The sequence below is a fragment of the Telluribacter roseus genome, from assembly GCF_017355915.2.
Lineage (GTDB): Bacteria > Bacteroidota > Bacteroidia > Cytophagales > Spirosomataceae > Telluribacter.
Genome location: NZ_JAFEUV020000004.1, coordinates 171,476 through 187,037, shown reverse-complemented (window position 1 = coordinate 187,037; position 15,562 = coordinate 171,476). Strand labels below are relative to the sequence as shown.

Genomic DNA, 15,562 nt, shown 5'->3' with positions numbered 1-15,562 from the left:
TGCTTAATCACCTACCCGGCGTCCTTTCTGGGTTTCGCGCTGTACGTTTACCTGTTTCAGCAGGTCCTTATTAACAAACAGACGGGTACCTATACCGCTCTGAATGTCAAAGTGGCTTCCCTTGTAGTCAAGCTTGGAGTCTTCGGTAGTAGCCAGGTAGTACTGGTTTCCGTTCAGGTTAAAACGCATCCCCTTGGTATCCTGCTGGGTATCATCCCACGATACATTGAGGCTACCATTGCCAGTACCCAGTACTACACCCGGTGTGAACGGACGTACGTTGATAGTCTGGATGGTCTTACCGTTCTGGATGCTGATACTTCCCTCTGAATTAACGTTGATGTCGTTGGGGTTGATACCTTCCCGCTTCACCGTAATGGGCTTGTCGTTATAAAACTGCACCTTATTAAGAGGGATACCCGCGTTTTCGAGATCACGGCGCAGCTCTTCGGTAAAAGCTGTAAAATTAGTAAAGGGTACCTGACTGGGAGCACAGGCGGTAGCACCAGCCATCAGGACTATACCTAAAAACAGATTCTTGAAATTCATTTTCATGACAAAGGGTTCCGTGTTAATTCGAGATGTAAAGTTTCTATGGATGTACCTTCACCCGCAATATTAGTAAAAAAACCTTAGCAGATACCAGCTTTCTCCCATTGTATTAGCAGTAGCTGTCAAACTGTCAGCGGGCAGGAGGCAAATCGCTAATGGAACGCAATTTTTCGGGCTGTATTGCAACTACAGAAGCGTTCTAATCAAAATATAATTAATTAAAACTACACTACTATGGAATCAGTGGTACAAGAGAAAGGTAATCTCAGCATCCACACGGAGAACATCTTCCCTATTATCAAGAAATTCCTCTATTCTGATCACGAAATTTTCCTGCGGGAGCTGGTGTCTAACGCCGTGGACGCTTCCCAGAAGCTGAAACAACTGGCTTCGTACGGAGAGTTTAACGGTGAACTGGGTGAGCTGAAGGTAACGGTAAAAGTAGATGAAGCTGCCAAAACGATCACCGTGAGCGACCGCGGTATCGGTATGACAGCCGACGAGATCAAGAAATACATCAACCAGATTGCCTTCTCGGGAGCGGCTGAGTTTGTAGAAAAGTACAAAGACAAAGGCAACGACAAGGGCATCATCGGCCACTTTGGTTTGGGCTTCTACTCGGCATTCATGGTAGCCAGCCAGGTGGAGATCATTACGAAATCATTCAAGGAAGACGCCGAACCCGCCCGCTGGGTATGCGATGGATCTACCGAGTTTGAGCTGACTACGGCCGAAAAGGCAGACCGGGGCACTGACATTATCCTGCACGTAGCGGAAGATTCAGCCGAATTCCTCAGCCCACACCGCCTGCGCGGCATCCTGGAGAAGTACGGTAAGTTCCTGCCCATTGAGATTGAGTTTGAGGAAAAGGTTATCAATAATCCTACTCCGATCTGGACCAAAAACCCGGCTGACCTGAAGGACGAGGACTACCTCAACTTCTACCGCGAGCTGTACCCCTTCTCGGAAGAGCCGCTGTTCTGGATTCACCTCAACGTAGACTACCCTTTCAACCTGACGGGTGTACTCTACTTCCCCAAGCTCAAGAATGACTTCCAGGTACAGCGTGAAAAGATCCAGCTGTACAGCCGCCAGGTATTTATTACTGACGAGGTAAAGGATATCGTGCCTGACTTCCTTCAACTGCTCCACGGGGTCATTGATTCACCGGATATTCCGCTGAACGTGTCACGCAGCTACCTGCAGTCTGACAGCAACGTAAAGAAGATCAACGGCTACATTACCCGCAAAGTAGCTGACAAACTGTCGGAGATGTTCAGGAATGACCGCGAAGGCTTCGAGAAGAAGTTTGACGATATCGACCTCTTCGTGAAGTACGGTATCATCAGCGACGAGAAGTTCTACGAAAAAGCAAAGGATTTCTGCCTTGTCAAGAGTACCGAAAGCAAGTTCTACACCTTTGAGGAGTACCGCGAAGCCATCAAAGAGAATCAGACTGACAAGAATGGCAACCTGGTGTGGCTGTACACGTCAGATCCGAAGAAGCAGGATGCCTTTGTAGAGTCGGCTCGCAAGCGCAGCTACGATGTACTTGTACTGGATACTATCATTGATTCGCACTTCATCAACGCGCTGGAAAGCAAACTGGAGAAGGTAAGTGTAAAACGTGTAGATGCTGATACGGTAGACAAGCTTATCGAAAAAGACGTGAAGCTGGAAAGTGTACTCTCATCAAGTGACGAGGAGAAAGCCAAGAAACTATTCGAAGAGCTGCTGACCGGTAAAGGTAGCACCGTGGTAGTGGAGGCGATGCCTACCGACGAACTACCGGTGGTGATCACCTTCCCTGAATTCATGCGTCGCATGACCGACATGCAGGCTAGTTCGGGCCAGCGATCTATGTTTGGCGACATGCCGCTGATGTACACCGTGTCTGTCAATGCCAACCACCCGCTGACCGCCCGCATCCTCAGCACCGAAGACGCCGAACAGCAGAAGGCCCTGGCCAAGCAGGCGTACGACCTGGCACTGCTGTCACAAGGCATGCTATCGGGCAACGAACTGACCCAGTTCATCAAGCGCTCAGTAGAGGTACTGTAAGCTTCCTGTATAGGTATTCAATAGCAAAAGCCCCGGCCAGTGCCGGGGCTTTTGCGTTAGTGCTAATAAATCCTCCACTCCCACTACTTAATAACCCTCCGGTTAGCCAATCATTCGATGGTACCTGGCACTTGTGAAACACAAAGCCCCGCCGGAGTACACCAGCGAGGCTGTCAAGAGGAAGGATTTACAATATCTTAACGATTCATTGAAATCAGGAATTCTTCGTTGTTGCGGGTACCCTTCATGTTGTCGAGCAGGAAGTCCATAGACTCCATCTGATTCATGTCGGACATGTGCTTGCGCAGGATCCACACCTTCTGGAGCGTCTCCTTGTCGAGCAGCAGGTCCTCACGACGTGTACCCGAAGCCATTACGTCAATGGCAGGGAATACCCGCTTGTTCGACAGCTTGCGGTCGAGCTGGAGTTCCATGTTACCGGTACCTTTGAATTCTTCGAAGATCACCTCGTCCATTTTGGAACCGGTATCGATCAGCGCCGTAGCGATGATGGTCAGTGAGCCTCCGTTTTCGACGTTACGAGCCGCTCCGAAGAAGCGCTTCGGCTTGTGCAGTGCATTGGCATCCACACCACCCGACAGGATCTTACCCGACGAGGGAACGACTGTATTATACGCACGAGCCAGACGCGTGATCGAATCCAGCAGGATTACCACATCGTGACCACACTCCACCATACGTTTGGCTTTCTCAAGTACGATGCTCGCTACCTTTACGTGGCGGTCGGCCTGCTCATCAAACGTAGAAGCGATCACCTCGGCCCGTACGCTACGCTGCATATCGGTTACCTCTTCCGGACGCTCATCAATAAGCAGGATCAGCAGGAATACCTCGGGGTGGTTACGGGTAATGGCGTTAGCGATCTCTTTCAGCAGGACCGTTTTACCAGTCTTAGGCTGAGCCACGATCATACCACGTTGACCCTTACCAATCGGTGCAAACAGGTCAAGAATACGGGTAGAAACCTGATCGGGACGGGTACTCAGGTTGAGACGCTCTTCGGGGAACAGTGGAGTCAGGTACTCAAATGGAATCCGGTCGCGGATCTGTTCGGTCGTTTTACCGTTGACAGTCTCCACGCGCAGGAGTGCAAAGTACTTCTCTCCTTCTTTAGGCGGACGGATCTGTCCTTTTACGGTATCACCAGTCTTTAAGCCAAATAGCTTGATCTGTGACGGTGACACATATATATCATCCGGGCTAGCCAGGTAGTTGTAGTCGGCTGAGCGCAGGAAGCCGTAGCCTCCGTCCTGCATGATTTCCAGCACTCCTTCGTTCAGGATCAGACCATCAAACTCCCGTACATAGTTATTGTAATGGCGCTTGATCTTGTGCGTCTGGTCTTCACGGGGCTGAGCAGGAGCGGCAGGACGTTCGTTGTCATCCTGACGTGCTTGCGGTACGTTTCGTTCGTCTTCGCGGTGCCCGTTTTCTGATATAGTAGGCTCAACAGTCTCATTACGTACATCTACCTGCGCCTCTTCCTGCAGATTATTGTTGCCAAAGTCATCCGAAATATCCAGATCCTCCCCTACATCGGCCGTGGTATCTACTACCTTGGCAGCAGGTGCCGCTGGCCTGTTGTTAGGCTGAGGCTGACCACCTTTACCGGCAGGCCGTCCGCGACGGGCGGCATTTTTATCCTCCCTGTTCTCCCTATTCTCTCTGGGGCCTCTGGCTTCTCGTGGAGCCTGAACAGCAGGAGCAGGTGGGGCAGGAGCGGGTGCGGGTGTAGGGATGGGAGCCGGAGCTGCTGCTGCTATTTCAGTGGAATCATCACCGTCAGTGGCAGTTTCTTTTGGACGACGTGTCCGCTTCCGCTTGGGTTCTTCCTCTGACTTATCAGCGGATTCATCGGCGGGCATTATGGCCTGTTGGCTAAGTATTTTATATACGAGGTCTTTCTTTGTGAGCTTGTTGTAGTCTTTTATACCAAACTTCTCCGCGATTTCCCTTAACTCTGATAAAAGTTTAAGGTTCAATTCATCAATTGTAAGCATACAGAAATGGGAAGTAAAGTAAACTTTACCTGGATAAATGATTGATTATGATGGTAGAAATAATAAGTTTTACAGACAGGGTAACTTGAGGGATCACGTGCTGGGATGAATTCGTGAAATTGAATACAGCTGGTGTGTATCGGCAACCGACAACTGGAAATCTGATAGGAAATTATAGGCTGGAATCGGTCGCAATGTTAGTGCGAAAAAACCGTGATGTCAATAAATTGGTGCCTATTTTTTTTCTTAAGTAACGTCTTTGATCAGAAAACGTTCAGAAGCCCTTTTTTATTTTTCAGCTTCGGCAGAGATATGAGGATTGTATTCATTGCGAATATACAGTTCCCGAGCCGGAAATGCAAACCTCGCCCCGTGTTTCTCAACAATTTTTATAATGGATAAGTTTATTTCTTCCTTCACCCGATTGAACTCCTTGACATCCTGGGTCAATACATAGAAAATGACCAGTATATCCAGTGAGCTGTCACCAAAAGAATCAAAGCGTACGACGCCTGGCTCCTGCCGGGTTTTCTCATGTCCATCAATCAGCTCCTGAATATCCTTTACAATTGCCTGTAAGGCGTCAGAGGGGGTATCGTAGCCTACTCTCACAAAGTAACGGGCGCGCCTTAAACGTCGTTCAGTAAGGTTGTCCAGGTTCTGTGAAGTCAGTAGCCGGTTGGGAATCGTTACCAGGCTGCCGTCAAAGGTACGGAGGCGAGTGCTCCGGAAGCCGATATTTTCGATAGTACCTTCGGTGCCCCCAACATTGATCGAGTCGCCCAGGGTAAAGGGACGGTCCAGCATGAGGGCAAAGGAGGCAAACAAGTTTTCAAGCGTTTCGCGGGCAGCCAGCGCCAGGGCCAAACCTCCAATTCCCAAACTTGTCACCAGGGTCAGTACATCCACCTCGAATACTTTGCCCAGTACGATAAATATGACACCTATTACAAAGAATAGTATGGCCAGATCCCTAAAAAAAGGTACTAGCTGGTCATCAACTCGTGACTCGGTCTTTTCGGCTTTTCGGACAAATACCAACCCGACAAACTTAATGACACGTACCCCTGCCCAACCGAGCCCTATGATCAGCGCCGCCAGGTATAGCTTATCAATCATGATCCGGAGGGCTGTTTTCCGGATGTCAAACCATCCCCAGACCTCCGGTACTTTTAGCCGCTCAAAGGCCACAAACACGATCATAAGTACCAACAAGAACTCAACCGGAGGCCTGATCAGACGCAGAAACTCGGAAAGGGGTACCCCTTCGGATCCATTCTGGAATATCCTGAATACCCACTTGCTCATAATCCGGGACAGAGCCCTTTTGATAACGAACCCTACCACCAGTATACCTACTGCCCACAGATAGTCCTCCAGGGTATTGCGCCACACCACTATTCTGAGCCAACTGTTTATTTCTGTCAGATCAAACTTCATTCGTCAGTACTTGTCGTTATCTTTAGGATACAGGAGAGAGGGGCCCCTGTTTACACAGGTTTACCTTATGAGAATTTGTTAAGATTACACGTGCAGATACGCCTCCAGCACCATGTACCGGGCCCGGTCTTACTTCAAAAATCAAACATACGGTACATATACAATGTTTGCAACACTTCGGCCTGTACACTTCAAAACCATGCGAAGGGCTACCTGAGGCACCTGCTAAACGCAGTCAGGTACTTTTGTTCCCCTGCCGCCAGGTTAAAAAATGTTAATTAATTCATGCTCATAACGTAATCCCCCTGCTACTCTATATCTTTGGCTCCAGCTCATTACTACATATACAGCCACGCCTGATGGCTTATTTTCTGGTATATACTTTTCAATGTCATCACAAAAGAGGAATTTTGCCGGTCTATGAATATTGTAGTTGACTCTGGCAATACCTTCTCCAAAATCGGCTGGTTTTTGGGAGATACTCTCGTTGAGTACCGGGTGCGGCTGCACTTTGATGAACTCGTGTCAGCCATTCGCTCACGGCCCCCACAGCACCTGATTTATTCATCGGTGAGTCGTCCGGTGGAAGAATTTAAAGCGGCTCTCCAACTTGACATCCCCATATTGGATCTTACTGGTTACACGCCGGTCCCCATTACCAAGCTCTACGACACCCCGCATACCCTGGGTGCCGACCGGGTAGCGGCGGCAGTGGGTGCGGCAGGCCTGTTCCGTAACGAGGACCTGATCGTTATAGACATGGGTACCTGCATTACCTACGACTACGTAGACAGCAGCGGCAACTTTCAGGGAGGGCTTATTTCACCCGGTTTGCGTATGCGATTCAAGGCCATGCATTCGTTTACTGAAAGGCTCCCTCTGGTGGAGTCGGAGGGTATACCACCGCTGATTGGTAAAAATACAACCCACGCCATGCAGAGCGGCGTCATGAACGGTCTGCTGGGAGAGTTGAACGGAATAATAGAAGCGTACCGCCAGATCGCACCAGCCAGTAAAGTGGTGATGTGCGGCGGCGACGCACCTTTTTTTGAAAGTCGTCTGAAACCGACCATATTTGCAGTGCCAGAACTGGTACTGATTGGACTGAACCGAATATTACTACACAATGTCGCTTTATAGCAGGATTAAATCACTTTCCGCCGGGTTACTACTGGCGGGGCTCTTCTCTACCTCATTTTCAGCACTCTATGCACAGGGCCTAGGAAACTCGCCCTATTCAGTACTGGGTCTTGGTGAATCATACAGTGACGCCTTTGCCGCCAGCCAGAGTATGGGCGAAGCCGGTGTGAGCGTCAGTAATGGTATACATATCAACAACCTCAACCCGGCCCTCTGGGTGCGTAACCGGTATACAACCTTTGAATTTGGTACGATTGGTCAGTACAAGCAGTTAGCCGCCCCTACTGCGACCCAGCGTGACCTGGGCGCCAACCTGGCTTATCTGGCGATTGCCTTTCCCGCTGCCCCCAAGTGGACACTGGGCTTCAGCCTGAAACCGTACAGTTTTGTTGACTTTGAAAGCCGTACTACTGATAAAGTACCGGGTACTATCTACGATGCCTACTACTACTATACAGGGCGTGGTGCCGTCAACAAGGCCGCCTTTACCAACGCCTTCCAGATTGGCAAGTACCTGAGTGTAGGTCTTGAGTCTTCCTACCTGTTTGGTAACATCCGCAGGTCGTCCGAATCGCAACTGCTGATTGGCGACGGACGCGACTACCTTATAGGCCGTAACGAACGTACCAGCTACGGAGATATTTCCTTCCGGGGAGGAGCCGCGCTTCGTCTCCCACTCAAGGAAAACAACAAACTGAATCTGAACCTGGGGGGATCGTACAGCTTTGGTACCAACCTCAATGCCCGCCAGACTACCAGCTTTGACCTTTCTAACAATTCGTTCCCTATCGGTCAACCCGATACCCTTACCAACAACGAGCAGGGAGGCGTATACCTGCCCTCACAGTACCGTATGGGCGTGAGTCTGGAGTGGCCGTTTCGGTTTACCATTGCCGCCGACTACGAGCACCAGGCATGGGGCAATTACCGTAGCTTTGCCAATACCAACGAAGGATTTGCCAATTCGAGCAAGTTCCACATCGGGGCTGAGTACATTCCCCGCTTTACCTCTACCCGCTACCTCGACCTGGCCGCTTACCGCGTAGGATTTACCCACGGCAAGTCTCCCTATAACCCTGGAGGCAACCACCTCAACGATACCAGCGTGAGCTTAGGTATTACCTTACCCATCGGACGCGGTGGTAACTCCTTTACGCTAAGCCTCATCGGCGGACAGCGTGGCGTGATCAGCAACCAGGCCATCCGGGAGCGTTACGGAAGAGTACTCCTCGGGCTGTCGCTGACGGATGTGTGGTTTGTGAAGCAACGTATTGATTAATAGCGGGGTGTGGCTACGTTTGGATCTGCAAAAAGTACAGGTTTGGGAAACGTAGTCGCGCTGCCAGTTGTTTAAGTCTCAGTATGTTGAGAAGCCAAAAAACAGCATCAGTATTACCTATGGGAAGTAAGGCTCTGTCTTTGATGAGTATCGTTTTGTTGTCCTGGCTATTTATGGCCTGCGAAGATGACAAAAACAAAGCCGCTACGCCGTATAACGGCCCCGTTGAGGAAGTTAATGACGTTCGGGTACTGTACAGTGAAAAGGGGAATCTGAAAGTGGAGATGAAGACGCCCAAACAATTTCGCTACGAAAACGAGAACAAGATATTTCCGGATACGATCAACATCAACTTCTTCGATGATACCGGCAGCAGCGTAGTAACTACCCTGCGGGCCGATTCGGGCCGGTACGATAATTCCAAGAGCTTGTATGTAGTAAAGGGGAATGTGCGGGTGGTGAATTCAAAAACGCAGGAACGACTGGCTACTACCGAACTCTACTGGAATCCCAATACTAAGAAAGTCTACACGGATAAGGCTGTAACTATTGAAAAACGTATGACGGGCGACGTCGTAAAAGGTATCGGACTGGATGCCGAGCAGGATTTCTCCCAAACATCTATTCGTAAACCGACAGGTATATTCAGCATAGAAGCTCCCTATTAATAGGGAGCTTCTATGCTTTTTACTTCTCTATTGTTTCTCACACTTGCTTAGTACCTCCGTCACCATTTCGGTATTGGTATAGGTACTGTCTTTCCCCCACGTATTGTACACATAGGTAGCGATCTCGGCAATTTCCAGATCCTTGAGATTGGGATTTGCCGGCATAGGCCGGTTGTAGGTCTTACCGGCTACGGTTATTTCACCTGACATCCCATAGCGGGTAATACAGATAAAACGCGACTTATCAGCAAGGTACTCTGATCCGGCCAGGGGCGGGTACAGATTAGCCAGCCCTTTTCCGTCGGCCTGGTGACAGTTGGCACAGTAGGTAGTATACAACTGATAGCCTTCGGAGTAGTACTGATCCCTTTTGAGCTCTTCGGAGCTTTGGCAGGCAGTCAGTAAAGCCACTAACACACCCAGGGCGAAAAAAGCGACTCTTTGTAAGCGAAATGAACTCACGATTGTTTGTACTCGGCTAGTAGCGTTTTGAGATCCTGTATAAGTTTCTGGGTACCGTCTTCGGTGGTACCGTCGTACATACCGCGTACCCGCTTCTGCTTATCCACCAGGATAAACGCGCCACTGTGTATATACCCTCCTTCGGCCAGGGAATCTTCGTTGGCGGTCACCATGTAGCTCCCCTGTCCTATTTCGTAGATCTTCTCCTTCGGTCCCGTTACAAACTGCCACTGCTTACCCGTTACACCCAGGTCCTTGGCATACTCATTGAGTACTTCGGGCGTATCGTGAGCGGGATCAATGGAGTGCGACAGGATCATCACCTCGGGGTTTCCTTTGATCTCCTCGTATACCTTGATCATTTGCTTTTTCATGACCGGGCAGATAGTCGGACAAGACGTAAAGAAGAAATCACTTATATAGATCTTCCCATCCAGGTCCTTTTGAGTAACGGTGTCGCCGTATTGATTGACAAAGGCAAAGGCCGGAATGGTATGGTATACGGTATCTACTACCTCCTTGCCATCTACCGTTTTGGTGACTGCTTCCCGCTCACCATATATGGGCAGCTTTTTCTCACCAGTACTACAGGCGGTAATCAGGGCGGCGAAAGCGATTGCCGTCAGTCCGGCCACCCATTGGTTTTTATTGATAAGCATCATTGGTAATCTTGAGGTACTACAAAATCCGGAAGCACCGAGCGCTTCGATTATTTTTTCAGAAAGCCTTCCGCCTCCTGAATACTTTTCAGGGTTTTCTCCCTGACCACTGTTATTTTTTCTTTCTCCTTATTGAAGTACTCTAGGGCCTGATCGGCAGGAAGTGCCTTGGCCGAGTCGCCCCGGTACTGGTACATCCACTCCATCATCAGGCTATCCGCCAATACAAGCTGACGGTTCAGGTCAGTGGCTTTCAGCCGCTCTTCCGCCAGCGTAGTACTGCTAACGCCATCCTCCTGCATACTATCCAGGCTGGCTATTTTGACGGTCAGGCCCTGCTTAAGCTTCATGACATCGTCCATCCTGGGCATTACTTCATCGTGTATGGTAAGTACTTCTTTCTCGGCTTCCTGCACCTGATCTTTTTCCTGATTACAGCTCCAGAAAGCTACTAACGATAGAACAGCAAGTGTCTTAAAATTCATAACGTGGAATGTTGATTGAAGAGGGTAGTATATAATTAATTAGAGTTGTCAGGATAGTTTGGGTTGCTTTTTCTTACCATTACTGCTACTGCTGTAAGTCCCGTTCAGGATTTCGCGGGCATTATTTACGACGGTCTCCGATGGAGTACGTCCTCCGATCATCTGGGCAATCTCCATCACGCGCTCCTCAAAGGTGAGTCTGCGGATACGGCTGACGGTCTTGGCCGATGAATTGTCTTTGTATACAAAGTAATGCGCAGTACCCTGGGCGGCAATCTGGTGCAGGTGCGTGATGGCTATGATCTGGTGGCTATGGGCCATGTGCTGCATCATGTTACCCATCTTGATGGCGATCTCACCCGACACACCGGTATCGATCTCGTCAAAGATGATGGTAGGCAGCTTGCGCTTATCGGCCAAGATGTACTTAAACACCATCATCAGACGCGAGAACTCACCCCCGGAAGCCACGCTACGCAGCTCCTGCGGACGGATACCCTTGTTGGCGCTGAACAGGAACGAAATAAAGTCAGTACCATCCACCGTAGGCGCTACCTGCGATACCTCAATAGACAGTGAAGCATTGGGCATCCCCAGCTCAAACAGCCAGCGGCAGATCTGCTGCTCTATCTCCCTGGTAACCGCCAGACGGGAAGCCGAAAGCTTCTCCGCGCTTTTCAGCATGCGCTCCTGGGTAGTCTCCACGTCCAGCTTGGCCTTCTGGAGCTCATCGTCCAGATTAAGTACCTTGCTTACTTTGGCTTCCAGATCGTGCTGGATGTCCAGTAGCTCCTGCAGGGTACGCACCTGGTGCTTTTGCTGGAGCTGGTACAGCTGATCCAGACGCTCACGTACCACGATGGTACGCTCATCGTCAATATCTACCATACTACCTGCATTGCTGATTTCGTCGGCCAGATCACGTAGTTCAATGAGCGCGCTCTGTGCCCGCTCGCGGAGTTGCTCGTAATCCGATACCAGTCGGCTTGCCTGCGTCAGGGTACCGATGGCGCTTTTCAGCATATCCAGTACCGACTGCTCCGGGTTATCGAGGTAGTCGTACGCCAGCTGCAGACGCTCCTTGATCTCGACGGCATTCTCCAGCAGGTTGAGTTCACGCTCAAGCTGGTCCTGCTCATCAGGCTGAATATTGGCATCGCTCAGCTCCTGATACAGGAAGTTGTTGTAGTCAAACTCCTTCCGCATCCGGCCGGCCTCTGAGTTGAGTTTTTCGTAGGTATCGCGGGCCTGCTTGTAGGCACGGTAATCACTCCGGTACTTCTTAAGCAAGGCATCGTTGGTGGCGTAGGTATCCACCACCTGTAGCTGAAATTCGTTATTACCCAGCATAATGGTATCGTGCTGGGAATGGATATCCATAAGCTGGTCAGTAACCCGGCGCAGTGTGTCCAGGTTAACGGGAGTATCATTCACAAAGGCGCGTGACTTACCCGAAGGGCTGATTTCGCGACGAACGATACAGCTCTGGGAGAAGTCCAGCTCCTCTTCATCAAATATATGTTCAACCGCATAGCCCGATACATCAAATGTACCTTCTATGACGCATTTCTGGGTTGGGTCATACAGGGACTTACTATCGGCCCGGTTGCCCAGCAACAGACCTATAGCACCCAGCATGATAGATTTTCCGGCACCCGTCTCACCCGTAATGATATTCAACTGCGGATCAGGCGATAGCTCAAGGTGCTCAATAAGGGCGTAATTCTTGATCAGTAAGTTTGAAAGCATGTTGTTGTGGACTGTTAAAAAGCGGTCCGTCGAAGAAGCAGGAAAATACAGTACGGGAAGTTAGATAACCTACCTCAAACCACAAAATACACCGGTCAGATACCTCTGGTACCAGCACCGGCGCTCATGGGTTATTTACCTGTTCTGCCTGCGAAGTTAATCAAGTATTCAACAAATCAGAAGCAGCAGGGGTTCGGTATATGTAAAAGATATTCAATAAAATAGCAGGGGCTCAGTAGGAGCTTTTTTTGTCGTAGATAACTTCCTCCATTTCAGCTACCGGTATCACATGTCGGTGCCCGCGGGAGTCACGAATCGTCAGTGTATAGGGCGAATAGGTAAGTAGCTGACCCAGGTGCGTATGGCCACTTCGTAGTACTACATGGAGGTCTTGTCCGGATAGTTCGTTGAGCCGGGCGGGGACATCAACCGCACCAATCCGGATGAGGCGCTTGCTCATAGAAGGAAGGTCTTATTGAATCAGTTTACGATATAGTTCTGTCTTGGCCGGATCCATCGAGGAAAGCAATGTATATACCTGCTGGCGTTCATCCGGCCCTGCCTCTCTCATCATGTTAAAGAGCTCCTCCGACTTGGCATCAAAAAATGAATTGATCACGATAGCCCCCGGACGCAACTGCGACACCTGCTTGATCGTGTTAAGTACTTCCAGCACCTTTTTGCGGGTTTGGCCGGGCGTTTCGGTAGCGGCGTCAAGCCCCTGGCGGTGGTAGGCATACAGGCCCTCCCGGAAAGGAATAAACTGCTGACTCATGAGGTTCTCGATAAGCCAGTAGCGGTTGCGCGTGTCGGTATTGCCCCAGGCTTTCTGAAAAGTGGAGGCATTGCGGGCCAGCGTAGCCAGGTTGAACGCCCGCTGAATAAACGGACTGCCGCCCTGCTTGCTGAACGAGTCGTAGTCAAGGGCCAGCGCTATGTACGCATAGTAGGCCAGCGTAAAGGGCAGCTCGTCGGTATAGTTGTTTTCGTTAAAAAACATCGGGCTGTTGGGCAGGTACGTAAAGTTGAAGTTCCGGTCCACGTACGTAAACAGAACCGTCTCATAGGTACTATTGTAGACCGGACGGGTAATGATCAGCTGAGCATTGGCCTCGTAGCTCCCCTGCGTGACCGACCGGATCAGGTTAATGTTGAGCTTGCATTTGATGCGCTCTTCGGGCGCAAACTGATCGTTGGTCCAGCGGGTGTTGTTCAGGAACTCGGTGATGTAGGTCTTCAGCTGCCCCATCGTCTGCGCGTCGGTTTTCTGCTGCGCAAACAGCTGATCATAGTTTAAGTTGACGGTGCAGTTGAGTTCCTGCGCCTGAGCAGCCGCCCCTCCTACCCACAACACCATCAATAGCCACCGGAAAATCACCTTTTTCATGCTTCGCTCCATTTGTCAATAATAATCTCCATGATATCGCGGGCCGCCTTCTGCTTGGATTTCAGCTCGTAGTGCCGGATACGTTCTTCTTTGTCAATAACGGTAATTTTGTTGGTATCGTGTGCAAAGCCGGCGCCGGCATCGTTCAGTGAGTTCAGGACGATGTAGTCCATATTCTTACGCTGCAGCTTATCCATGGCATTGGCCAGTTCGTTGTCTGTCTCCAGCGCAAAGCCAACCAGTAGTTGCTCCTCCCGCTTTTGGCTACCCAATGTAGCCGCAATGTCTACCGTTTTGACCAGGTCAAGCGTTAGTACGTCATCTTTCTTCTTGATCTTTTGCGTAGCAGCCTGTGCCGGTTTGTAATCCGCTACCGCTGCCGTCAATATGGTCAGGTCACACTGTCCAAAGTACTCCTGCGCCGCCTCGTACATCTCCTGGGCCGACTGTACCCTGATCATCCGGATCGAATCATCCGGAACAGGCAGTGCGGTAGGGCCGCTTACCAGCGTTACCTGAGCTCCTGCGTAGGCAAAAGCCTGAGCCAGGGCATAGCCCATTTTGCCGGTTGAATGATTACTGATGTACCTCACCGGGTCAATGGCCTCCTGCGTAGGACCCGCCGTAATAAGTACCCGCTTCCCCACGGCTACCTCGCGCCGGAAGAAGTGCTTTTCCAGTACCGCCACAATGGCCTCGGGCTCGGCCAGGCGCCCATCCCCTACCAGCCCACTGGCGAGTTCGCCGTAACCGGCCTCAATGATAGTATTACCATAGGTTACCAGCCGCCGCAGATTGCTTTGCGTACTTGGGTGGTGGTACATGTCCAGATCCATAGCCGGAGCGAAGAACACCGGGCACCGGGCGGAGAGGTACACGGCCGAAAGCAGGTCGTCACAGAGGCCATTGGCACACTTAGCCAGTGTATGGGCGGTGGCCGGGGCTACTATCATGGCATCAGCCCAGAGGCCCAGCTCCACGTGGTTGTTCCAGGTACCATCCTCCCCCTTTACATAAGAGCTAAGAGCCGGTCGTTTGGAAAGAGTTGCAAGAGTCAGCGGCGTAATAAAGTCACGGGCCGCTTCGGTCATAATGACCTGTACCTCGGCCCCCGCTTTGACAAGTAACCTTACCAATAAGGCCGACTTATAGGCGGCGATACTTCCTGATACTCCTACTAGTATTTTTTTACCTGACAGAAACAAAGCTGATCAAGATTTAATGATCCTATTGATGTAGCAATATCCTTACCACTATGACCAGATACTACTAAAAGAAGCAGCCGTACGAACAAAATGACGGTCCGTACGGCTGCTTCTTATTACATGCTATTTTTAGATATCCTTATCCTCTTCGGCATTGCGATGAGCAAAGTAAGTCTTACCTTCCAGAAACTCGTCAATAGCCATGCTGCTGGCCTTAGGCATACGCTCGTAAAACTTAGAGATTTCGATCTGCTCCCGGTTTTCGAATACCTCTTCGAGGTTATCAACACCCGAAGCAAATTCGGCCAGTTTGTTGTTCAGTTCTTCTTTCATCTTACTTGAAACCTGACGGGCGCGCTTCGAGATGATCGAAACCGATTCGTACAGATTACCCGTAACAGCAGCAATCTTGTCAGTGTCACGAGTTACGATAGATGGATTCGTTGCCATAATC

At 50.3% G+C, this 15,562-nt stretch carries 15 protein-coding genes; 4 read left to right on the top strand and 11 right to left on the bottom strand.

Translation table 11 applies throughout. The features are described from left to right. Positions 1 to 3: 3 nt before the first annotated feature. Positions 4 to 555: a hypothetical protein gene (locus tag JTN23_RS09920; RefSeq protein ID WP_247234425.1), complete on the bottom strand. Its 552-nt coding sequence runs from the start codon at positions 553 to 555 to the stop codon at positions 4 to 6. Positions 556 to 786: 231 nt separating this feature from the next. Between JTN23_RS09920 and htpG the strand changes: the two genes are divergently transcribed. Continuing rightward, the gene (htpG, locus tag JTN23_RS09915; RefSeq protein WP_247234423.1) at positions 787 to 2,613 is read left to right on the top strand and encodes a molecular chaperone HtpG; all 1,827 of its coding nucleotides are present in this window, start codon (positions 787 to 789) and stop codon (positions 2,611 to 2,613) included. Positions 2,614 to 2,810: 197 nt separating this feature from the next. On the opposite strand, the gene rho is transcribed toward htpG, so the two are convergent. Together rho and JTN23_RS09905 are read right to left on the bottom strand one after the other, a co-directional pair. Further along, the gene (gene rho, locus JTN23_RS09910) at positions 2,811 to 4,634 is read right to left on the bottom strand and encodes a transcription termination factor Rho (protein ID WP_247234421.1); all 1,824 of its coding nucleotides are present in this window, start codon (positions 4,632 to 4,634) and stop codon (positions 2,811 to 2,813) included. Positions 4,635 to 4,922: 288 nt separating this feature from the next. Continuing rightward, the gene (locus tag JTN23_RS09905; protein WP_247234419.1) at positions 4,923 to 6,074 is read right to left on the bottom strand and encodes a mechanosensitive ion channel family protein; all 1,152 of its coding nucleotides are present in this window, start codon (positions 6,072 to 6,074) and stop codon (positions 4,923 to 4,925) included. 420 nt (positions 6,075 to 6,494) lie between these two features. Here JTN23_RS09905 and JTN23_RS09900 point away from each other — a divergent pair, with 420 nt between their 5' ends. From JTN23_RS09900 to lptC, 3 genes are all read left to right on the top strand, one after another. Continuing rightward, the gene (locus JTN23_RS09900) at positions 6,495 to 7,214 is read left to right on the top strand and encodes a type III pantothenate kinase (RefSeq protein ID WP_247234418.1); all 720 of its coding nucleotides are present in this window, start codon (positions 6,495 to 6,497) and stop codon (positions 7,212 to 7,214) included. After that, entirely contained in the window at positions 7,201 to 8,493 is a 1,293-nt protein-coding gene (bamG, locus tag JTN23_RS09895) for a BamG family beta-barrel-assembly machinery protein (RefSeq protein ID WP_247234416.1), read from the top strand. The genes JTN23_RS09900 and bamG overlap by 14 nt, the downstream gene beginning before the upstream one ends. A gap of 119 nt (positions 8,494 to 8,612) precedes the next feature. Then, a complete protein-coding gene (gene lptC, locus JTN23_RS09890) occupies positions 8,613 to 9,161 on the top strand; it encodes an LPS export ABC transporter periplasmic protein LptC (protein WP_247234414.1) in 549 nt (182 codons plus the stop codon). Positions 9,162 to 9,188: 27 nt separating this feature from the next. On the opposite strand, the gene JTN23_RS09885 is transcribed toward lptC, so the two are convergent. The 8 genes from JTN23_RS09885 to JTN23_RS09850 all read right to left on the bottom strand — a co-directional run bounded on the left by JTN23_RS09885 (position 9,189) and on the right by JTN23_RS09850 (position 15,558). Next, on the bottom strand, positions 9,189 to 9,623 hold the full coding sequence (locus tag JTN23_RS09885) for a c-type cytochrome (RefSeq protein WP_247234412.1): 435 nt from the start codon (positions 9,621 to 9,623) through the stop codon (positions 9,189 to 9,191). Continuing rightward, on the bottom strand, positions 9,620 to 10,282 hold the full coding sequence (locus tag JTN23_RS09880) for an SCO family protein (RefSeq protein ID WP_247234833.1): 663 nt from the start codon (positions 10,280 to 10,282) through the stop codon (positions 9,620 to 9,622). The genes JTN23_RS09885 and JTN23_RS09880 overlap by 4 nt, the downstream gene beginning before the upstream one ends. A 50-nt stretch (positions 10,283 to 10,332) precedes the next feature. Continuing rightward, complete coding sequence (locus JTN23_RS09875) at positions 10,333 to 10,767, bottom strand: viral A-type inclusion protein (RefSeq protein ID WP_247234410.1); 435 nt, start codon at positions 10,765 to 10,767, stop codon at positions 10,333 to 10,335. A gap of 48 nt (positions 10,768 to 10,815) precedes the next feature. Beyond that, positions 10,816 to 12,516: a DNA repair protein RecN gene (gene recN, locus JTN23_RS09870; RefSeq protein WP_247234409.1), complete on the bottom strand. Its 1,701-nt coding sequence runs from the start codon at positions 12,514 to 12,516 to the stop codon at positions 10,816 to 10,818. Between the two features lie 232 nt (positions 12,517 to 12,748). Then, positions 12,749 to 12,976, bottom strand: a complete 228-nt coding sequence (locus JTN23_RS09865; protein ID WP_247234407.1) for a hypothetical protein — start codon at positions 12,974 to 12,976, stop codon at positions 12,749 to 12,751. Positions 12,977 to 12,988: 12 nt separating this feature from the next. Continuing rightward, entirely contained in the window at positions 12,989 to 13,903 is a 915-nt protein-coding gene (gene porD / locus JTN23_RS09860; protein WP_247234405.1) for a type IX secretion system protein PorD, read from the bottom strand. Further along, a complete protein-coding gene (gene coaBC / locus JTN23_RS09855) occupies positions 13,900 to 15,108 on the bottom strand; it encodes a bifunctional phosphopantothenoylcysteine decarboxylase/phosphopantothenate--cysteine ligase CoaBC (protein ID WP_247234403.1) in 1,209 nt (402 codons plus the stop codon). The genes porD and coaBC overlap by 4 nt, the downstream gene beginning before the upstream one ends. Before the next feature lie 129 nt (positions 15,109 to 15,237). Beyond that, positions 15,238 to 15,558, bottom strand: coding sequence for a DNA-directed RNA polymerase subunit omega (locus JTN23_RS09850; protein ID WP_247234401.1), 321 nt, complete (start codon positions 15,556 to 15,558; stop codon positions 15,238 to 15,240). Between the last annotated feature and the right edge of the window lie 4 nt (positions 15,559 to 15,562).